Annotated in this window: 19 protein-coding genes; 10 read left to right on the top strand and 9 right to left on the bottom strand. The window is 62.3% G+C overall.

Annotation, left to right across the window (positions count from 1 at the left end; genetic code table 11):
- Nucleotides 1-139: 139 nt before the first annotated feature.
- The 3 genes from NP534_RS09635 to NP534_RS09625 are packed head-to-tail and all read left to right on the top strand — an operon-like array spanning nucleotide 140 to nucleotide 2,495.
- Nucleotides 140-1,024 carry a 3-keto-5-aminohexanoate cleavage protein gene (locus tag NP534_RS09635; RefSeq protein ID WP_274098580.1) on the top strand — a complete coding sequence of 295 codons (885 nt, stop codon included), beginning with the start codon at nucleotides 140-142 and terminating at the stop codon, nucleotides 1,022-1,024.
- 18 nt (nucleotides 1,025-1,042) lie between these two features.
- The gene (locus tag NP534_RS09630) at nucleotides 1,043-2,008 is read left to right on the top strand and encodes an L-carnitine dehydrogenase (RefSeq protein ID WP_274098579.1); all 966 of its coding nucleotides are present in this window, start codon (nucleotides 1,043-1,045) and stop codon (nucleotides 2,006-2,008) included.
- 10 nt (nucleotides 2,009-2,018) lie between these two features.
- Nucleotides 2,019-2,495, top strand: a complete 477-nt coding sequence (locus NP534_RS09625; protein WP_274098578.1) for a thioesterase family protein — start codon at nucleotides 2,019-2,021, stop codon at nucleotides 2,493-2,495.
- A 119-nt stretch (nucleotides 2,496-2,614) separates the two neighbouring features.
- Here NP534_RS09625 and NP534_RS09620 read toward each other — a convergent pair whose 3' ends face one another.
- Nucleotides 2,615-4,225, bottom strand: coding sequence for a M12 family metallo-peptidase (locus NP534_RS09620; protein WP_274098577.1), 1,611 nt, complete (start codon nucleotides 4,223-4,225; stop codon nucleotides 2,615-2,617).
- Nucleotides 4,226-4,597: 372 nt separating this feature from the next.
- On the opposite strand from NP534_RS09620, the gene NP534_RS09615 reads away from it, so the two are divergent.
- Nucleotides 4,598-4,855, top strand: coding sequence for a hypothetical protein (locus tag NP534_RS09615; protein ID WP_033703173.1), 258 nt, complete (start codon nucleotides 4,598-4,600; stop codon nucleotides 4,853-4,855).
- Between the two features lie 67 nt (nucleotides 4,856-4,922).
- Here NP534_RS09615 and NP534_RS09610 read toward each other — a convergent pair whose 3' ends face one another.
- Nucleotides 4,923-6,029: a GlxA family transcriptional regulator gene (locus tag NP534_RS09610; protein WP_033703174.1), complete on the bottom strand. Its 1,107-nt coding sequence runs from the start codon at nucleotides 6,027-6,029 to the stop codon at nucleotides 4,923-4,925.
- A gap of 393 nt (nucleotides 6,030-6,422) precedes the next feature.
- Entirely contained in the window at nucleotides 6,423-7,799 is a 1,377-nt protein-coding gene (locus tag NP534_RS09605) for an L-serine ammonia-lyase (RefSeq protein WP_186661418.1), read from the bottom strand.
- A 453-nt stretch (nucleotides 7,800-8,252) separates the two neighbouring features.
- Between NP534_RS09605 and NP534_RS09600 the strand changes: the two genes are divergently transcribed.
- The 3 genes from NP534_RS09600 (at nucleotide 8,253) to choV (ending at nucleotide 11,305) form a co-directional block, all read left to right on the top strand.
- Nucleotides 8,253-9,200: a choline ABC transporter substrate-binding protein gene (locus NP534_RS09600; RefSeq protein ID WP_274098576.1), complete on the top strand. Its 948-nt coding sequence runs from the start codon at nucleotides 8,253-8,255 to the stop codon at nucleotides 9,198-9,200.
- An 81-nt stretch (nucleotides 9,201-9,281) separates the two neighbouring features.
- Nucleotides 9,282-10,130, top strand: coding sequence for a choline ABC transporter permease subunit (choW, locus tag NP534_RS09595; protein WP_274098590.1), 849 nt, complete (start codon nucleotides 9,282-9,284; stop codon nucleotides 10,128-10,130).
- The gene (choV, locus tag NP534_RS09590) at nucleotides 10,127-11,305 is read left to right on the top strand and encodes a choline ABC transporter ATP-binding protein (protein ID WP_274098575.1); all 1,179 of its coding nucleotides are present in this window, start codon (nucleotides 10,127-10,129) and stop codon (nucleotides 11,303-11,305) included. The genes choW and choV overlap by 4 nt, the downstream gene beginning before the upstream one ends.
- Before the next feature lie 127 nt (nucleotides 11,306-11,432).
- On the opposite strand, the gene hisF is transcribed toward choV, so the two are convergent.
- The 6 genes from hisF to NP534_RS09560 form a co-directional block, all read right to left on the bottom strand.
- Nucleotides 11,433-12,203 (bottom strand): imidazole glycerol phosphate synthase subunit HisF, encoded by a 771-nt coding sequence (gene hisF, locus NP534_RS09585; protein WP_033703179.1) that lies wholly within the window; start codon nucleotides 12,201-12,203, stop codon nucleotides 11,433-11,435.
- Between the two features lie 111 nt (nucleotides 12,204-12,314).
- On the bottom strand, nucleotides 12,315-13,046 hold the full coding sequence (gene hisA / locus NP534_RS09580) for a 1-(5-phosphoribosyl)-5-[(5-phosphoribosylamino)methylideneamino]imidazole-4-carboxamide isomerase (protein ID WP_274098574.1): 732 nt from the start codon (nucleotides 13,044-13,046) through the stop codon (nucleotides 12,315-12,317).
- A 114-nt stretch (nucleotides 13,047-13,160) separates the two neighbouring features.
- Entirely contained in the window at nucleotides 13,161-13,421 is a 261-nt protein-coding gene (locus NP534_RS09575) for a DUF2164 domain-containing protein (RefSeq protein ID WP_274098573.1), read from the bottom strand.
- Nucleotides 13,422-14,060: an imidazole glycerol phosphate synthase subunit HisH gene (gene hisH, locus NP534_RS09570; protein WP_274098572.1), complete on the bottom strand. Its 639-nt coding sequence runs from the start codon at nucleotides 14,058-14,060 to the stop codon at nucleotides 13,422-13,424.
- Complete coding sequence (hisB, locus tag NP534_RS09565) at nucleotides 14,061-14,654, bottom strand: imidazoleglycerol-phosphate dehydratase HisB (RefSeq protein ID WP_033703340.1); 594 nt, start codon at nucleotides 14,652-14,654, stop codon at nucleotides 14,061-14,063.
- Between the two features lie 170 nt (nucleotides 14,655-14,824).
- Nucleotides 14,825-16,486 carry an OFA family MFS transporter gene (locus NP534_RS09560; RefSeq protein ID WP_261872222.1) on the bottom strand — a complete coding sequence of 554 codons (1,662 nt, stop codon included), beginning with the start codon at nucleotides 16,484-16,486 and terminating at the stop codon, nucleotides 14,825-14,827.
- Between the two features lie 330 nt (nucleotides 16,487-16,816).
- Between NP534_RS09560 and NP534_RS09555 the strand changes: the two genes are divergently transcribed.
- The 3 genes from NP534_RS09555 to NP534_RS09545 form a co-directional block, all read left to right on the top strand.
- Nucleotides 16,817-19,066, top strand: coding sequence for an AsmA family protein (locus NP534_RS09555; protein ID WP_274098571.1), 2,250 nt, complete (start codon nucleotides 16,817-16,819; stop codon nucleotides 19,064-19,066).
- Nucleotides 19,063-20,130: an A/G-specific adenine glycosylase gene (gene mutY / locus NP534_RS09550; protein WP_274098570.1), complete on the top strand. Its 1,068-nt coding sequence runs from the start codon at nucleotides 19,063-19,065 to the stop codon at nucleotides 20,128-20,130. Before NP534_RS09555 ends, mutY begins: the two co-directional genes overlap by 4 nt.
- On the top strand, nucleotides 20,127-20,314 hold a 188-nt coding region (locus tag NP534_RS09545), incomplete at its 3' end, for an oxidative damage protection protein (RefSeq protein ID WP_274098569.1). The genes mutY and NP534_RS09545, both read left to right, overlap by 4 nt.

The following is a 20,314-nucleotide window of genomic DNA, read 5'->3' as shown; positions in this document are numbered from 1 at the left end:
CCTTGTGTCGCGAAAGGGCCGCAAAGCGGCCCCAGGATTCTGCAGCGCCGCATAGACCCTGGGGCTGCTACGCAGCCCTTTCGCGACACAAGGCCGCTCCTACAGAGATCCTGTTACCCAGATATAACAAGGAACCGCCATGAACCACGACGTCATCATCACCTGCGCCCTCACCGGCGCCGGCGACACCGCCTCGAAAAGCCACCTGGTCCCGGTCACCCCCAAGCAGATCGCCGAGTCCGCCGTAGAAGCCGCCAAAGCCGGCGCCACCGTGGTCCACTGCCACGTCCGCGACCCGCAAACCGGCCGCTTCAGCCGCGACGTGAACCTCTACCGCGAAGTCATGGAACGCATTCGCGAAGCCGACGTGGACATCATCGTCAACCTCACCGCCGGCATGGGCGGCGACCTGGAAATCGGCCCGGGCGAGTCGCCCATGGAATTTGGCCCCGGCACCGATCTGATCGGCCCGCTGGAACGCCTGGCCCATGTCGAAGCCCTGCTGCCGGAAATCTGCACCCTTGACTGCGGCACGCTCAACTTCGGCGACGGCAACTCAATCTACGTCTCCACCCCGGCGCAACTGCGCGCAGGCGCCAAACGCATCACCGAACTGGGCGTGAAGGCCGAACTGGAAATCTTCGACACCGGCCACCTGTGGTTCGCCAAGCAGATGATCAAGGAAGGTCTGCTCGAAGACCCGTTGTTCCAGCTGTGCCTGGGCATCCCGTGGGGCGCACCGGCCGACACCACGACCATGAAGGCCATGGTCGACAACCTGCCCGTCAACGTCACCTGGGCCGGCTTCGGCATCGGCCGCATGCAGATGCCAATGGCCGCGCAAGCCGTGCTGCTTGGCGGCAACGTGCGGGTAGGGCTGGAAGACAACCTGTACCTGGACCGTGGCGTGCTGGCCAGCAACGGCCAGTTGGTGGAGCGCGCGAGCGAGATCATCACCCGCATGGGTGGCCGTGTACTCACTCCGGCAGAAGGCCGGGAAAAAATGAACCTCAAGCGCCCCTGATCCTTTCCGGAGACCGATATGCCCTTCATCACCGAGATCAAGACCTTCGCCGCTTTGGGTAGCGGCGTAATCGGCAGCGGCTGGGTTGCCCGCGCCCTCGCCCACGGGCTCGATGTGGTCGCCTGGGACCCGGCACTGGGCGCCGAACAGGCCCTGCGCCAACGCGTCGCCAACGCCTGGCCGGCGCTGGAAAAACAAGGCCTGGCACCGGGTGCATCGCAAGATCGATTGAAGTTCGTCAGCACCATCGAGGCGTGCGTGCGCGATGCCGATTTCATCCAGGAAAGCGCCCCAGAACGCCTGGACCTCAAGCTCGACCTGCACGCCAAGATCAGCGCGGCGGCCAAGCCGAACGCGATCATCGGCTCCAGTACTTCGGGGCTGCTGCCCAGCGAATTCTATGAGTCCTCGACCCACCCCGAACGTTGCGTGGTCGGCCACCCGTTCAACCCGGTTTACCTGCTGCCACTGGTAGAAATCGTCGGTGGCCGCAACACCGCGCCAGAGGCGATCGAGGCGGCGAAAATCATCTACACCGCCCTGGGCATGCGCCCGCTGCATGTGCGCAAGGAAGTGCCCGGCTTTATCGCCGACCGCCTGCTCGAAGCGCTGTGGCGCGAGGCGCTGCACCTGGTCAACGACGGCGTGGCGACCACCGGCGAGATCGACGATGCCATCCGCTTTGGCGCCGGCCTGCGCTGGTCGTTCATGGGCACCTTCCTGACCTACACCCTGGCCGGTGGCGACGCCGGCATGCGCCACTTCATGTCGCAGTTCGGCCCGGCCCTGAAGCTGCCCTGGACCTACCTGCCGGCACCGGAGCTGACCGACAAGCTGATCGACGATGTAGTGGACGGCACCTCGGCGCAACTGGGCGAACGTAGCATCGCCGCGCTGGAGCGCTATCGTGATGACACCCTGCTGGCCGTACTCGAAGCGGTCAAAACCAGCAAGGCCCGCCACGGCATGTCATTCAGCGACTGAGGAGAGCACGATGCCCGCACTGATCACCTACCGCACCCCGGTCCAGGCGGACTGGGTCGACTACAACGGGCATTTGCGCGATGCCTTTTACCTGCTGATTTTCAGCTACGCGACCGATGCGCTGATGGAGCGCATCGGCCTGGATGCGGACAGCCGTGGGCAGAGCGGCAATTCGCTGTTCACCCTGGAAGCCCATATCAACTATCTGCACGAAGTGAAGCTGGGTACTGAAGTGTGGGTGCAGACGCAGATCATCGGATTCGACCGCAAGCGCCTGCATGTGTACCACAGCCTGCACCGGGCGGGGTTCGGCGACGCCTTGGCGGCCAGCGAGCAGATGTTGCTGCATGTCGACCTGGCCGGGCCTAAGTCGGCACCGTTCAGCGAACGCAGCGTCGAGCTGCTGCAAGGGCTGGTGGACGAACAGCAAGATCTGCAACCCCCTACACTCACTGGCCGCGTGATTGGTCTTACTCCGCAGTGCTGATGATCGACTCACTGGCAGGCCCGCTCCTAATAGGTAATACAGCACTCTCGAGCACGGCATTATCCCTGGAGAAGCGGGCATGCCCGCGTGATACCCCGCCGAGGTTTGGCGGGCCCTGCTCAACGGAAGATATATACCCTGTCGACCAACTTCGTCAGATTTTGGCTATGCGGCGTCATGGTCATGCCATCAGGCATCTCCAATTCAACCCTGCTCAACGTTGGAACATCGAAGTCGCCAGGGTACCACTCACTGGTATATGTGTGCCACGCAAAGCGATTACCCAAACGTAAGGTCGTCTTGGGGTTGATACCCTCCACGCGCGCGGACCAAATCTTTGACTTCCAACGAGGGCAAAAATCTTCGATCATCACAATAGCTTGTACATTTGGCACGTCGAAGGTGCAACTCGCGCCTTTCATTGCCACATTGTCATAGACCGTTACCTTGGTGTTTAGGATCGGCAACGGAGAATAGAAATTTTCCACCGTTTCTCTACGCTCGTTGAAGCGGCGAGCTACGTCGTGGTTTCTGACCGTGCCCAAAGGCACCCCTTCATAGGTAAGCCTGGGATTCGAATGATAAGGGACTCTCGGACAGGTCCCTCCCGAGCAATCGTAGGACATCTGGGTACGGAATCGCGGGGTGCCTGTGTAACGATATCCAAACATATAGGTCGGGTTTCCCTCTTGATTTCCAGGCTCCCAGTTATGAGTCGCACCCAGGTTGTGCCCCAATTCATGACTCATCGAAGATAAGCAGGGAACCACGGAGGTGGCAGTCGCACGGTTAGATGTTACAAAGGCCATGCCGCAATACGCTTTGGTTGTCGAATACATGGTGACCAAGTCAGCCTTGAGCGCTTCGCGCACTGGTACAACGGAGGCTGCGAGAGGTCGTGCAGTATCCGTTAAATCGCCAAGTTGGCTTGACTTGCCGGTCTCCGCGTAGTCAGCATCGAAATAGCCAGCCAATTCATATGTGATATCCACAAAGCTGTTTGCCATGTAGGCATTGGCATCCTGCAACGCCTGGGCCATCGCCGGTCTGTAGTTCGGGTTCGCGGCACGGGCCTCAATGGTCGATACCATCAGCACTCGAATCGTACTATGCGAAGAGCTTTGACTCGCTGAGCGCGGCGCCTTGTTTTTCTCTTTTGGACCCTCTAGTGGCTCTGCTTCGGGTGGCAACTTTGTCTCGTCGACTTTGATAAAGGCATACTTCCCGGGCTCCAAAGTTTCAAGGCGATAGCGCTGTCCGTCCACAATCACACTGCCCACCACCTTGTCGCCCTCTCGCACCAGCGACAGATAATAAATAGGATCGATATCAATTTCTGATGGCGTTGAGCTGTGCTGCAACTTCCAGGCAGAGGGTTTGTAACCCACCCACCCATCGATTCCCGGGATCATGGTGTTGTAATCACGCAAGTGAAACTGCGCCGCCTGGCCATTCGGCAGGGTCACCGCGAGGTCTTGAGTTTTATTACTGACCACCGCCGGATCTACCTTCACCAAGGTAATTTCCTGGTTCGCCGGGTCCGCCAGTAGCGTAGCCAGATACCCAGTAGCCGTTTTTTGAAGTGTGCTGCGATCAGGGGTTGGTTCAAGCGTGAACAGTTGCGTCACCGCGCTTGAAGTGCCGCTGTCCGACGGTGTCGATGACGAACACGCCGAGGCCATGGTCAAAGTCGCCCCCAGCACTAAGGCCTTACAGATATTCTTATTCACCTTTTCCGCTCCTGTGGAAATCCATCACCCACAGAAGATCAAGAAATGCTGTAGCCCGTCATCTGGCAAAAATGCTAGGTGTATGGGTGTACAGGTGGAACCAGCAGAATAAAAATAACCCCGCAAAGCCGTGAGCCAGCGGGGCCAAGAGCGAGCAACATCCACTGTGCATGAGTGAGGGTGACCAAACCCCCGGGTACCGTGAATGGCTTCAGTGTGCGGGCTTGCCGGGCGGGGGATTTAGCCGTAAACGACCTGTTCTTAGCCAAAGCAGTCATGCCGGTATTCTGTTGTTGCGGGTATGTCGCGGGCGTCACAGAATCAGTCGTAAATCACAGCAGCACTCTCTTAGCGATAAAAGGGACAACAGCCATGATGCATGCGGATTTGATTGATCAGGACGACCTCGCCGGCCACTTGCGCGCGCGCGGTTTCGAGATTCCCGCCGGGGCCAGTGCCGAGCAGGCGTGCGAGGCGGTAGTGCGCGGTTTGACCGAGCCAAATGCGCGGGCGCTGAAGGGCATGGTCGAGCAGATGTATACCGGGAGCGCGACGATCCTGCCGGCGGTGCGCCAGGCGATCGATAAACAGCTATTGCCTGCCTTGGCGAGCTTCAACAACCGGGGCTGAAACCTCACTTTACAGGGTCTCTACCGGCCCCTTCGCGGTGATTCGACGCGAAGGGGCCGGTGCCGTATCAGAGCCTTACACTGGCAAACGTCGACTCGTTGCGCGCCTGGCTCAAAGCCGCCAACGGGCCGCTATGCGGTGCCAAGGTCAAGGCCTGCGGGATCGGCATCATCGCTACTTGCTGGGCCGTGTTGGAGCCCACGCGCTCATCACGCGGCGGGATGCCAAAGTACTCGCGGTAGCACTTGGAGAAGTGCGGCGTTGAGACAAAGCCGCACACCGAAGCCACTTCGATGATCGACATCGGCGTCTGCTTGAGCAACTGCCGTGCGCGGATCAGGCGCAGCTTCAGGTAGTAGCGCGATGGCGAGCAGTGCAGGTACTTCTGGAACAACCGCTCGAGCTGGCGCCGCGACACCGCCACATACACCGCCAATTCGTCAAGGTCGATCGGCTCTTCGAGGTTGGCCTCCATCAGCGCGACGATTTCCTGCAGCTTCGGCTGGTTGGTGCCGAGCATGTGCTTGAGCGGCACACGCTGGTGATCCTGCTCGTTGCGAATGCGCTCGTAGACGAACATCTCGGAAATCGCCGCCGACAGCTCACGGCCGTGATCGCGGCTGATCAGGTGCAGCATCATGTCCAGCGGCGCGGTGCCGCCAGAGCTGGTGAAGCGGTTACGGTCGAGGGTGAACAGACGGGTGCTCATGTTCACCCGCGGGTAAGCCTCCTGCATGGCCGCCAGGCATTCCCAGTGCACGCTGCAATCGAAACCGTCGAGCAGCCCGGCGCAGGCCAGTGCCCAACTGCCGGTGCACACGGCGCCCAGGCGGCGCGACTGACGGGCCTGCGCCTGCAGCCAAGTGACGTGTTCACGGGTGACGGTGCGCTGAATGCCGACGCCACCGCAGACGATCACCGTGTCGATTGGCGGTGCGCTGTGCATGGCCGCATCGGGGGTGATCTGCAGGCCATCACTGGCCCAGACCTGCCCGCCATCGACGGTCAGGGTGTGCCAGCGGTAAAGCTCACGGCCAGAAAGCTGGTTGGCCATGCGCAGCGGCTCGACGGCTGATGCCAGGGAAATGAGGGTGAAGTTGTCCAGTAGAAGAAACCCGATGGACTGGGGGGCTGTGCGGTTCTGGGTTGGGGTCCCGGAGGTGTACGACGTCATCGCGATTTCTCCTCACACAAATGCAGGGTGTGCCTCAGGCGGGCACTGATTTCTTGTTATGGCCCCTGTTTCGTGTTGCAGGGGCTTGTAACCAAACACAACGCAAACGCCGTGCCGGAACTTGAACGGCTATCCGAAAAAACCTGAAAACGACGCCTTCATCAGACAAATCAGGCCCTTCGATTACGCCGGTCAAACTTCCAGAACCGGCGTACTAGGCGTGCTACGTGTAACTGCTGAGCACTTTGGTGACAGATGCCCCGGGGGTTGCCCAGAAACGACACTCTTAAGTGTCACCGACAATGCCCACACTCATCGCGACATCTGACGGCCGGTCATACACAAACGCCCCATAACGGGGCGTCGTGCTGCCATCAGAGCGAGATTAGCGCATCAGCATTCGATCGCGCTGACGGCCAGGCCGCCACGCGAAGTCTCTTTGTACTTGTCGTGCATGTCGGCGCCGGTATCGCGCATGGTGCGGATCACCTGGTCGAGCGAAATGAAGTGTTCGCCGTCGCCGCGCAGGGCCATCTGCACCGCGTTGATTGCCTTCACCGCAGCAATCGCGTTGCGCTCGATGCACGGCACCTGCACCAGGCCACCGACCGGGTCGCAGGTAAGCCCAAGGTTGTGTTCCAGGGCGATTTCGGCGGCGTTTTCCAGTTGTGCCGGCGTTGCCCCCAACACTTGGGCAAGGCCCGCGGCAGCCATGGCGCACGCCGAACCGACCTCGCCCTGGCAGCCGACTTCGGCACCGGAGATCGAAGCGTTCTTCTTGCACAGGATGCCCACCGCTGCAGCCCCGAGGAAGAAGTCGGTCACACTCGACTCATCCACCGCGTCACTGAAGCGCATGTAGTAGTGCAGCACTGCCGGGATGATACCGGCCGCCCCATTGGTGGGCGCGGTGACCATGCGCCCGCCGGCGGCGTTCTCTTCGTTGACCGCCAGGGCGAACAGGTTGACCCACTCCATGGCGCTCAGGGTCGAGCCGATCACATTAGGTTTGCCGACCTCCTGCAAACTGCGGTGCAGCTTGGCGGCGCGGCGGCGTACGTTGAGGCCGCCGGGCAGCGTGCCTTCGTATTTCAGGCCATTGCTGACGCAGTCCTGCATGGCTTGCCAGAGCGTGCGCAGGCCGGCGTGGATCTCTGCCTCGGTGCGCCAGACCTTCTCGTTGGCCATCATCAATTGCGACACGCTGAGGTCGTTTTGCTTGCACAGCCGCAGCAGCTCGGCGGCGCTGTTGAAATCGTAAGGCAACACCGTCTGGTCGGCGTCCAGCACCCCGCTGGCGGCCTGGGCGGCATCCACCACGAAACCGCCACCTACCGAGTAGTAGGTGTCACGGTGCAGCTCACCCTGCGCGCCCTCGGCGACCAGGGTCATGGCATTGGGGTGGTACGGCAAGTTCTCGTCCAGCAGCAGCATGTCGCGGGCCCAGACGAACTCGATGGGCAGGCGGCCGTCCAGCAGCAGGGTGTTGGTTTCGCGCAGGTCGGCGATGCGTGGGACGATCTGGGTCGGGTCGATGGCGTCAGGCCAGTCGCCCATCAGGCCCATGATGGTGGCGTTGTCGGTGCCGTGGCCGATGCCGGTGGCCGAGAGTGAACCGTAGAGCCGCACCTCGATGCGCTTGACCTGTTCCAGTTCGCCGCGCTCACGCAGCCCCTGGACAAACAGAGCGCCAGCACGCATGGGGCCGACGGTGTGGGAGCTGGAAGGCCCGACACCGATCTTGAACAGGTCGAACACGCTGATGGCCATTGTCGAATCACCTCTTGCTGGGCTTGTCTCTGCGCGCCATGCGCAGGGCGGGGCAACTGCTAGGCTGAAGCTGCGAGCCGCCATGAATGCACGCATCATCGGGCTTTTGCCTACCCCCTCGCCGTCTGCAACCGACGTACTTTTGTCCAGCTGCGCCGCGCTGTTTTTACCTGAGGTGCTGCCACCATTACGCCGCTTTCCAGTGGCCGGGTGACGCAAAAACGCGGCCGAGGGGGTGGAAAAATCCATATGCGACATCGCCCGTACTGGATACGACCCGTTGCGTACTGGATACGACCCCACCAGTAGGCGATTGCCCGGCGCTGGAGGATTATCGAAAGCGACTCGTAAAGCACGGCCACGCAACCTGCCCTCTGCAGGCCTGGTCGACCGGACCTTCAGAAAGCCCGGCGACCCATGCGAACCCGAAGACAAAATCTCAGGAGTCCATCCATGAAAGGTTCACCCTCGCTGTTGCTGGTTGCGTTGTTGTCCGCACCGATATTGGCCCAGGCCGCCGAGCCTGAGCAGTGCCAGACGGTACGCTTTTCCGATGTCGGCTGGACCGACATCACCGTGACGACAGCCACCACAAGCGTTGTGCTCGAAGCCCTGGGTTACAAGACCCACACCACCATGATCTCGGTACCGGTGACCTACAAGTCGCTGGCCACCGGCAAGGACCTGGACGTGTTTCTCGGCAACTGGATGCCGACCATGGAGAACGACATCAAGCAGTACCGCGACGCCGGCACCGTCGAGACCGTGCGCGCCAACCTGGAAAACGCCAAGTACACCCTGGCCGTACCCCAGGCGCTGTACGACAAGGGCCTGAAGGATTTTGCCGACATCCCCAAGTTCAAGCAGGAACTGGACGGCAAGATCTACGGCATCGAACCGGGCAACGACGGCAACCGCACCATCCAGAGCATGATCGACAAGAACGCCTTCGGCCTGAAGGACGCCGGTTTCAAGATCGTGCAATCCAGCGAGGCCGGCATGCTGTCGCAGGTTGACCGGGCGCAGAAACGTGGCGAGTCGTTGGTGTTCCTGGGCTGGGAACCGCACCCGATGAACACCCGCTTCGAGATGCAGTACCTGACTGGCGGGGACGACTTCTTTGGCCCCGATTTCGGCAAGGCAACCGTATTGACCAACACCCGCAAGGGCTATGTGCAGGAATGCAGCAACGTTGGCCAACTGCTCAAGAACCTGTCGTTCGAGCTCAAGGATGAAAGCACCATGATGGGCTATGTCCTGGACGACAAGATGAAACCCGAAGCAGCCGCCAAGAAGTGGCTCAAAGACAACCCCGGCAAGCTGGATACCTGGCTGGCCGGCGTGACCACCGTTGATGGCAAACCCGGCCTTGAGGCGGCCAAGGCCAAGCTCGCGCAATAACGAACCACGCAATAGCGCTACCTCGGGGCGGGACCGTGCCCGCCCCGGACTGATTTCAATCTTTGCAGGTGGAAGCTCGCTATCATGCTTATCGATCAGAAAATACCCCTGGGCCAGTACATCGCGTCGTTCGTCGAATGGCTGACCCAGAATGGCGCCGAGTACTTCGACGCCATCGCGCAAGGCCTGGAGTTCATGATTCATGGCGTCACCAGCGCCCTGACCTGGTTCAACCCATTCGTCCTCATCGCCCTGTTCGCCGCCCTGGCACACCTCATCCAGCGCAAGTGGGCGCTGACCGCATTCGTCGCCCTGTCGTTCCTGCTGATCCTCAACCTGGGCTACTGGCAGGAGACCATGGAAACCCTGGCGCAGGTGACATTCGCCACGGTGGTCTGCGTGGCCTTCGGTGTGCCGCTGGGCATCCTCGCCGCGCATAAACCGATGTTCTATACCGCCATGCGCCCGGTGCTCGACCTGATGCAGACGGTGCCCACCTTCGTTTACCTGATCCCGACCCTGACCCTGTTCGGCCTGGGCGTGGTCCCGGGGCTGATCTCGACGGTGGTGTTCGCCATTGCCGCGCCGATCCGCCTCACCTACCTGGGCATCTGCGATGTGCCACAAGAGCTGCTCGACGCCGGCAAGGCCTTTGGCTGCTCGCGCCGCCAGCTGCTGACCCGTATCGAACTGCCACACGCGATGCCGAGCATCGCCGCCGGTGTGACCCAATGCATCATGCTGTCGCTGTCGATGGTGGTGATCGCGGCCCTGGTGGGCGCCGATGGCCTGGGCAAACCTGTGGTCAACGCACTGAACACCGCCGATATCTCCCTGGGCTTCGAAGCGGGCCTGGCGATCGTGCTGCTGGCGATCATGCTCGACCGTATCTGCAAGCAACCGGAAGTCACGGTAAGGGGTGAAGCATGAGCATCATTCGTTTCGAAGACGTCGACGTCATCTTCTCCAATAAACCGCGTGAGGCGCTTTCGCTGCTCGATCAGGGCAAGACCCGTGAGCAGATCCTCAAGCAGACCGGCCTGGTGGTGGGTGTCGAAAAAGCCAACCTGGACATCGAGAAAGGCGAGATCTGCGTGCTCATGGGCTTGTCCGGTTCGGGCAAGTCGAGCCTGCTGCGCTGCATCAACGGCCTGAACACCGTCAGCCGCGGCAAGCTGTTCGTCGAGCATGAAGGCAAGCACATCGACATTGCCCACTGCACCCCGGCAGAGCTGAAGATGATGCGCACCAAGCGCATCGCCATGGTGTTCCAGAAGTTCGCCCTGATGCCCTGGCTGACCGTGCGCGAGAACATCAGCTTTGGCCTGGAGATGCAGGGCCGCCCAGAGAAGGAGCGGCGCAAGCTGGTTGACGAGAAGCTCGAACTGGTGGGCCTGACCCAGTGGCGCAACAAGAAGCCCGATGAGCTGTCGGGTGGCATGCAGCAGCGTGTGGGCCTGGCCCGGGCGCTGGCGATGGATGCCGACATCCTGCTGATGGACGAACCGTTCTCGGCGCTCGACCCGCTGATCCGCCAGGGCCTGCAGGACGAACTGCTGGAGCTGCAACGCAAGCTGAACAAGACCATCGTGTTCGTCAGCCACGACTTGGACGAAGCGCTGAAACTGGGCAGCCGTATCGCGATCATGAAGGACGGCCGGATCATCCAGTACAGCAAGCCCGAGGAGATCGTGCTCAACCCGGCGGACGACTATGTGCGCACCTTCGTTGCCCACACCAACCCGCTCAACGTGCTGTGCGGGCGCAGCCTGATGCGCAGCCTGGACAACTGCAAACGGGTCAATGGGTCGGTGTGCCTGGACCCGGGTATCGACTCATGGCTGGACCTTGGCGAAGGCGGCTTGCTCAAACGTGCACGCCAAGGCCAGAACGGCCTGGATATGCAGAATTGGGCGCCTGGGCAGAATGTAGAACTGCTGGAGCGCAGGCCTACGGTGGTGCACGCCGATATCGGCATGCGTGAGGCGTTGCAGATTCGCTATCAGACGGGCAACAAGCTGGTGCTACAGGATAACGACAAGGTGGTGGGGATTCTTGGGGATACCGAGCTTTATCACGCGTTGTTGGGCAAGAACCACGGGTGATGCTGTTGGGGCCGCTGTGCGGCCCTTTCGCGACGCAAGGCCGCTCCTACAGGGACTGCGCTGCTCATGAACCTGTGGGAGCGGGCTTGCCCCGCAAATGGGCTGCAAAGCAGCCCCAATCAATGGATCAGCGAACCACGATCCCGCGCGAAGCCATGTAGGCCTTGGCCTCCGGCACCGTGTACTCGCCAAAGTGGAAGATACTGGCCGCCAGCACCGCGCTGGCATGCCCTTCCACAATCCCGTCAGCCAGGTGCTGCAGGTTACCCACCCCACCCGAAGCGATCACCGGAATACCCAGCGCATCGCTGATGGCCCGGGTAACCCCCAGGTCAAAGCCGTTCTTCATGCCGTCCTGGTCCATGCTGGTCAGCAGGATCTCGCCGGCACCCAGGCCTTCCATCTTCTTCGCCCACTCCACGGCATCCAGCCCGGTCGGCTTGCGCCCGCCGTGGGTGAAGATTTCCCAGCGCGGAGCTTCACCGGGCGCGGACACCTTCTTGGCATCGATGGCGACCACGATGCACTGCGAACCGAAACGGTCTGCTGCCTCGCCCACAAACTCCGGGTTGAACACTGCGGCGGTGTTGATCGAGACCTTGTCGGCACCGGCGTTGAGCAGGTTACGGATGTCCTGCACAGTGCGCACGCCACCGCCCACGGTCAGCGGGATGAACACCTGGCTGGCCATGCGCTCGACGGTATGCAGCGTGGTGTCGCGGCCATCGACGCTGGCGGTGATGTCGAGGAAGGTGATTTCGTCGGCACCCTGCTCGTTGTAGCGACGGGCGATTTCCACCGGGTCGCCGGCATCACGGATGTTCTCGAACTTGACGCCCTTGACCACACGGCCGTTGTCCACGTCCAGGCAAGGGATGATGCGTTTAGCTAAAGCCATGACTTCTCCTGGAACGGCAGCTTCAAGCTTCGAGCTTCAAGCTGCAAGAGAACAGCCTATCGCGGTCTGGCCTTTCTCTTGCGGCTTACAGCTTACAGCTTGCCGCTGCTCTTAATAGTTGTCGCAGAAGGCCTGGGCCTCGGCGACATCGAGGGTGCCTTCGTAGATGGCACGGCCGGTGATGGCGCCGATGATGCCTGGGGCCTTGGCGTCCAGCAGGGCCTTGATATCGCCCAGGTTGTGGATGCCGCCGGACGCGATCACCGGAATGCGTGTGGCTTCGGCCAGGGCTTTGGTGAAGGGCACGTTGCAGCCCTGCATCATGCCGTCCTTGGCGATGTCGGTGTAGACGATCGCCGACACGCCATCGGCCTCGAAGCGCTTGGCCAGGTCGATGACCTGAACAGTGCTCACTTCAGCCCAGCCGTCGGTGGCAACGAAGCCGTCCTTGGCGTCCAGGCCAACGATGACCTTGCCCGGGAACGCCTTGCAGGCCTCGGCAACGAACTCTGGCTGCTTGACCGCCTTGGTGCCGATGATGACGTAGCTGACACCCGCCTTGACGTAGTGCTCGATGGTTTCCAGCGAGCGGATGCCGCCGCCGATCTGGATCGGCAGGGTCGGGTAGCGCTTGGCGATGGCGGTCACCACTTCGCCGTTGACCGGTTGGCCTTCGAAGGCGCCGTTGAGGTCGACCAGGTGCAGGCGGCGGCAGCCACCCTCGACCCACTTGGCGGCCATGCTCACCGGGTCGTCGGAAAATACCGTGGAGTCTTCCATGCGGCCCTGGCGCAGGCGCACGCAAGCACCGTCCTTCAGATCGATAGCGGGGATAATCAGCATGCTCTTTCCTTCGTCAATTCAAGCGGCAAGCTGCAAGCGACAAGCTGCAAGCAATGCGCGTCGTGTTGTCGGATGGCGGTCCAGCTTTGGCTTACAGCTTGAAGCTTGAAGCTTTCAGCTTTTTTCCAACGCCCACAGGTCGCTCTCGATGCTCTCGAACCGCTCCTTGAGGTGCAGCTGAACATCGGCAATCGCCCTGTTGTAGTAATGGGGTGCAATCTCTTTGCTGAACAGGTCGAGGACCTCGGCCACTTCGAACGACCCCAGTTGCAACTCGAAACGGTCTTCGAGAAAGCGCTTGAGGGTGTCGAGCGCCTCGCGCTCCTGCTCGGCGGCCAGGGTGATGACCGGGGCCTTGGTCTTCGCTCTGCTCATTTACCAGCGCCCGTCCCAGGCGACGAAGTTCTGCAGCAACTGCAGGCCATGGGTATGGCTCTTCTCCGGGTGGAACTGCACGGCAAAGCGCGACCCGTCGGCCAGCGCGGCGGCGAAGTCGACGCCATAGTGGCCGCGACCGACCACCTGGGCCGGCTTGCCGGCATCGATGTAGTAGCTGTGCACGAAGTAGAAGCGCGCGCGGTCAGGGATGTCGTGCCACAACGGGTGATGGATGGTCTGGCTGACTTCGTTCCAGCCCATGTGCGGCACCTTCAGGTGCTCGCCATCTTCTTGCAGGCCCTTGCCGAAGAAACGCACCTGGCCGGGGAACAGGCCGATGCAGTCGACGCCGTTGTTTTCTTCGCTGTGTTCGAGCAGCGCTTGCATGCCGACACAGATGCCCAGGAACGGGCGGTCCTGGCTGACCTCGCGCACCAGGCTGTCAAAGCCCAGCCGGCGGATTTCGGCCATGCAGTCGCGAATCGCACCCACGCCTGGGAACACCACACGGTCGGCCTCGCGGATCACCGCGGCGTCGCTGGTAACCAGGACTTTGCCAGCACCGACGTACTCGAGTGCCTTGGCCACCGAGTGCAGGTTGCCCATGCCATAGTCGATTACGGCTACCGTCTGCATTTACAGGCATCCCTTGGTGGAAGGCATCTGCCCTGCCATGCGCTCGTCCAGCTCCACGGCCATGCGCAGGGCGCGACCGAAGGCCTTGAACACGGTCTCGATCTGGTGGTGGGTGTTGTGGCCACGCAGGTTGTCGATGTGCAGGCTCACCAGGGCGTGGTTGACGAAGCCCTGGAAGAACTCCTGAAACAGGTCGACATCGAAGCCGCCGACGCTGGCGCGGGTGTACGGCACATGCATCTGCAGGCCTGGGCGGCCGGAAAAATCGATGACCACGCGCGACAGCGCTTCATCCAGCGGGACATAGGCGTGGCCGTAGCGGCGGATGCCTTTCTTGTCACCGATGGCCTGGGCGAATGCCTGGCCCAGGGTGATACCGACGTCTTCGACGGTATGGTGATCGTCGATGTGCAGGTCACCCTTGCACTCGATGTCCAGATCGATCAGCCCATGCCGGGCGATCTGGTCGAGCATGTGTTCAAGGAAAGGCACACCGATATCAAATCGGGCCTTGCCGCTGCCATCTAGGTTGATCGAGGCCTTTACCTGGGTTTCCAGGGTATTGCGCTCGACGGAAGCCTTACGTTCGACCATCACCAGCTCCGCAAAATCATTGGGCGAAAAGGGTTCCATTATAGGCCCAGAACGCGCCAGCTTGAAACGCGGATGACATATGGCAGGGCAAGCAATTGCGGGGGTTGGATGCTGTTACAGGTCTATACAAGCAGGGATCATGGGGCTGCTTTGCAGCCCCAGGCCCACCCTCAATGGAACAGAACAGCCGTCTTCTGCAGGGTAATCCACACGCCCCACGCCAACGGCACTACCACCGCCGCCCAAGCCAGCAGTACCCACGGCAAGCTCCCGGGCGCCGCATGCCACTCCAGCGACCGCGCACCCTCGGCGCCCTTGTCATGGCTCAACGCACGTTCGGCAGCCAGTTGCGCGTCGCTCATGAAGTACTTGTCTGCCACCGGCCGAATCAGCATGTTGCAGATGAACCCCAGCACCAGCAGCCCAGAGAGGATGTAAAGGGTCATGTCGTAAGCCGCCGCGCGCTCCACGCCCGCCGCCAGCTGAGACTCACGCAGGTAGGTGATCAGCACCGGCCCTAGCACGCCCGCCGCCGCCCAGGCGGTCAGCAGACGCCCATGAATCGCACCGACCATTTGTGTGCCGAACAGGTCGGCCAGGTACGCCGGCACCGTGGCAAAGCCACCACCGTACATCGACAGGATGATGCAGAACGCCGCCACGAACAGCGCCACGTTGCCCAGGTGGCCCATGTTCGGCACCAGGCTGTAGAGGCCAACGCCCAGGGCGAAGAAGGCGAAGTAGGTGTTTTTGCGCCCGATGTAGTCAGAGAACGACGCCCAGAAGAAGCGCCCGCCGATGTTGAACAGGCTCAGCAAGCCGGTGAAGCCTGCGGCGATCGCTGCAATCTGCGCCAACTGCGCGGCATTCAACTCGCTGAAACGCAGCTCGTTGCCCAGCAACTTGCCGGCGAACACTTCCTGCAACAGCGGCGACGCCATGCCGAGAATACCGATGCCCGCCGAGACGTTCAGGCACAGCACCAGCCACACCAGTGCGAACTGCGGGGTTTTCCAGGCAACGCTGACGTGCACATGGCGGTCGGTGACCATGCCATTGCCGGCCTTTTTCGCAGGCGCCGTCCAGCCCTCGGGCTTCCAGCCGGTCGGTGGCACGCGGTAACCCAGCGCGCCCGCCGACATGAACACGAAGTAGATCGCCGCCATGACCACGAAGCTCTGCCATACGCCAACATCCTGCGCGCTGCCGAAGTGGCCCATCAGCGCGGTCGCCAGCGGTGCACCTACCATCGCGCCGCCGCCGAAGCCCATGATCGCCATACCGGTGGCCATGCCGCGTTTGTCCGGGAACCACTTGATCAGGGTCGAGACCGGCGAGATGTAACCCAGACCCAGGCCGATACCGCCAATCACGCCTGAGCCCAGCCACATCAGCCACAGCTGATGGGTCTTCACGCCAATCGCCGAAATCAGCATGCCGCCGCACCAGCACACAGCCGATACCAGCCCGGCCTTGCGCGGCCCGGCGTGTTCCAGCCAGCCACCCAGCACCGCCGCCGAGCAACCGAGGAATACGAAGAACAGCGTGTAGATCCAGCTCAGCATCGAAATCGGCCAGTCACACTCGGCACTGAACAGACGGGCGATGAAGCCCATGTCGGCGGAGCAGGCGACCGGGGCGGTGATGCCGATGGCTTGCGACAGCGGCAACCAGAACACCGAAAAGCCGTAGGCCATGCCGATACACAAGTGGATAGCCAAGGCCGCCGGTGGCACCAGCCAGCGGTTGAAGCCCGGGCGGGCGATGATGCGCTCCTTAGACAGGAAGCTCGGCGCGCCGGCCAAGGTGCCCGCCGTGACGGTACTGCTCATGGGTTTGATCCTTTGTTATTGGGCCTGGACTGGGCAAGCGAACCGCGACAATGGGTCGCGGGCACACAAAAAACGGCGCAAGGTTACCAGCATCAGGTGGCATGAAAGCAATCTGATATCGTGGATTTTTCAGTCGCTGAAACGGTACGAACGGGCTCGCCCAATCCTGTGGGAGCGGGCTGCCTCCGCGAAGAGGCCGGCTGACGAAAGCCGCACAATCTGAGCCATTCGTAGGTAAATGCCCTGTATCTCTTGTCGGATACGCAGATATAAGCACTGCGGCGCTATACTCTGCCGCTGAATTTCAAACTGGACTACAAGGACTCGCCCATGAAAGCGTTCGGCAAAATCCTGGGACTGGGGCTTCTCGGGTTGCTGCTGATCATCGTGGCGCTGGGCTTCGCCCTGACCCACCTCTTCGATCCCAACGACTATAAAGACGAGATTCGCCAGCTGGCGCGCGACAAGGCTCATGTCGAGCTGACCCTCAACGGTGACATCGGCTGGAGCCTGTTCCCGTGGCTGGGCCTGGAGCTGCACGAAGCAAGCATCGCTACCTTGAACAAGCCCAAGGAGCCGTTTGCCGACCTGCAGATGCTCGGCTTGTCGGTGCGTGTGCTGCCGCTGCTGCGCCGCGAGGTGCAGATGAGCGATGTGCGCGTCGAAGGCCTGAACCTGACCCTGGCCCGTGACGAACACGGCCACGGCAACTGGGAAGACATCGGCAAACCATTGCCGGCTCAGAACGACGCGCCGGCCACCACACCGGCCCAGCCGTCGACCGAGCAGGCACCGGCACAAGCCGAAAGCGGCACCGAGCGTGCGGTCAAACTCGACATCGACAGCCTTACCGTGAACAACGCCCGCGTGCAGTACACCGATGCCAAGAGTGGGCAAAGCTACAGCGCCGAAAGCATCCAGCTGAGCACCGGCCCGGTCCACGAAGGGGCGAACATTGCGCTCAAGGCCAGCGCATTCCTGAGTGCCAGCCAGCCGAACATCAAGGCACGCACCGAGCTTGCCGGCGAGCTGCGTTTCGATCGCAAGCTCAAGCGCTACAACTTCGAAGACATGCGCTTGTCGGGCGAAACCTCGGGCGAACCGCTGGCCGGCAAGACCGTGACCTTCGCCGCCCAGGGCCAGTTGCTGGTCGACCTGGCGGCCAACGTGGCCTCGTGGAACGGCCTGAAAATTTCGGCCAACCAGCTGCGTGCGCTGGGCGAGCTGAACCTGCGCGAGCTGGACAAGGCACCGCAACTGAGCGGCGGCCTGTCCATCGCCCAGTTCGACCTGCGCAGCTTCCTCGACGGCGTCGGCCACCCGCTGCCCGCCACCAACGACCCGGCTGCCTTCACCAAGCTGGAACTGGTCACCCGCCTGCAGGGCACACCAAACAGCCTGGCCCTGGCCGACCTGGCGGTGAAGCTGGACGACAGCACCTTCACCGGCCGCGTAGCCGTCGAAGACTTCGCCAAGCAAGCCCTGCGCCTGCAACTCAAGGCCGATAGCTTCGACGCTGACCGCTACCTGCCGGCCAAGAGCGAAGAAGCCAAGGGCGCTACCGCCGCCCGCCAGGCCGAGGTCAAGCAACAGGAAGCCAGCGCCGTGGCCGGTGCCGGCAGCTCACCGCTGCCCAACGCCCCGACCCAGGTCGCCTGGAGTGACGACAAGCTGCTGCCGGTGGACCGCCTGCGCGCCCTCGACCTGCAGGCCGACCTGGCGTTCGGCGCGCTGACCCTGGACAAACTGCCCATTCAGGACGCCCAGCTCAAGGCCACCGGCCAAGGCGGCCTGGTGACCCTGCAGACCCTGCGCGGCGAGCTGTACAACGGCACCTTCGAGGCCAAGGGCACTGTCGATGTGCGCCCCGCCGTGCCGCAGCTTGGCGTCAGTACCAAGATTGATCGGGTACCGGTGGAGCACTTCATCAAGACCGAGGGCAAGGAGCAGACGCCACCGGTCAAGGGCCTGCTGACCCTGACCAGCGACCTGACCGCCACCGGCAACAGCCAGAAGGCACTGGTCGATACCCTCAATGGCAACGCCAACTTCACCATCAACGACGGCGTGCTGGTCAATGCCAACCTGGAACAACAACTGTGCCAGGCCATCGCCACGCTCAACCGCAAAGCGCTCAGCGGCGAGCCGCGCGGCAAGGACACGCCCTTCCAGGAACTGCGCGGCAGCCTGGTGGTGCGCAATGGCGTAGCCAGCAACCCAGACCTCAAGGCACGCATCCCGGGCCTTACCGTCAACGGCCACGGCGACGTCGACCTGCGCGTACTGGGCATGGACTACAACGTTGGCGTGATCGTCGAGGGCGACCAGCGCGCCATGCCGGACCCGGCCTGCCAGGTCAACCAGCGCTATGTGGGTGTTGAAGTGCCGCTACGTTGCCGCGGCCCGTTGGAGCTTGGCGCCAAGGCCTGCCGCCTGGACCAGGACGGCCTGGGCAAGGTCGCCGCGAAACTGGCCGGCAACCGCCTGAAAGACAAGATCGACGAAAAACTCGAAGAGAAACTCGGAGACAAAGTGAGCCCGGAAGTAAAAGACGCGCTCAAGGGGCTGTTCAAGCGATGAGCCCCGAGCAGTTCTCCAGCGCCGTGCTGGACTGGTATGACGAGCACGGCCGACACGACCTGCCCTGGCAACAGGGCATCACCCCGTACCGGGTGTGGGTGTCGGAAATCATGTTGCAGCAGACCCAGGTCAGCACCGTGCTCAACTACTTCGACCGCTTCATGCAGGCCCTGCCCACCGTGCAGGCGCTGGCCGAGGCGCCGGAGGACGAGGTGCTGCACCTGTGGACGGGCCTGGGCTATTACACCCGCGCCCGCAACCTGCAAAAGGCCGCGAAGATCGTCGTCGAGCAGCATGGCGGCGAGTTTCCGCGCAGCGTCGAGCAACTGACCGAACTGCCGGGCATCGGCCGCTCCACCGCCGGTGCCATCGCCAGCATCAGCATGGGCATCCGCGCGCCGATCCTGGACGGCAACGTCAAGCGCGTGCTGGCCCGCTACACCGCCCAGGCCGGCTACCCTGGCGAGCCCAAGGTGGCCAACCAGCTGTGGGCCAGCGCCGAGCGCTTCACCCCGCTGACACGCGCCAACCACTACACCCAGGCGATGATGGACATGGGCGCCACGCTGTGTACCCGCAGCAAGCCCAGCTGCCTGATCTGCCCGCTGCAGCGTGGCTGCGAAGCGCACCTGCACGGCGAAGAAACCCGCTACCCAGAGCCCAAGCCACGCAAGGCGCTGCCGCAACGCCGGACGCTGATGCCACTGCTGGCCAACCACGAAGGCGCGATCCTGCTTTACCGTCGCCCTTCCAGCGGCCTGTGGGGCGGTTTGTGGAGCCTGCCGGAGCTTGAGAGTATCGAGCAGCTCGACGACCTCGCCTACCAGCACGGCCTGCGCCTGGCTGGCAGCCAGGCCCTGGATGGCCTGACCCACACCTTCAGCCATTTCCAGCTGGCGATCGAACCTTGGCTGGTACGGGTCGACCCGGTCGGCCAGCACGTGGCCGAGCCCGACTGGCTCTGGTATAACCTCGCCACCCCGCCGCGCCTGGGCCTCGCCGCCCCGGTCAAGAAATTGCTCAAACGCGCGGCCGACGAACTGATTGCAGGAGACGCCCGATGACCCGCACCGTGATGTGCCGCAAGTACAAAGAAGAACTCCCAGGCCTGGAGCGCCCGCCCTACCCCGGCGCCAAGGGCCAGGACATCTTCGATCACATCTCGCAGAAGGCCTGGGCCGATTGGCAGAAGCACCAGACCATGCTGATCAACGAAAAGCGCCTGAACATGATGAATGGCGAGGACCG

This window comes from Pseudomonas sp. 39004 (genome assembly GCF_028682155.1).
Taxonomy (GTDB): domain Bacteria; phylum Pseudomonadota; class Gammaproteobacteria; order Pseudomonadales; family Pseudomonadaceae; genus Aquipseudomonas; species Aquipseudomonas capeferrum.
Note: the sequence above shows the minus strand (reverse complement) of the source record. Positions and strands in the feature narration are given on the sequence as shown.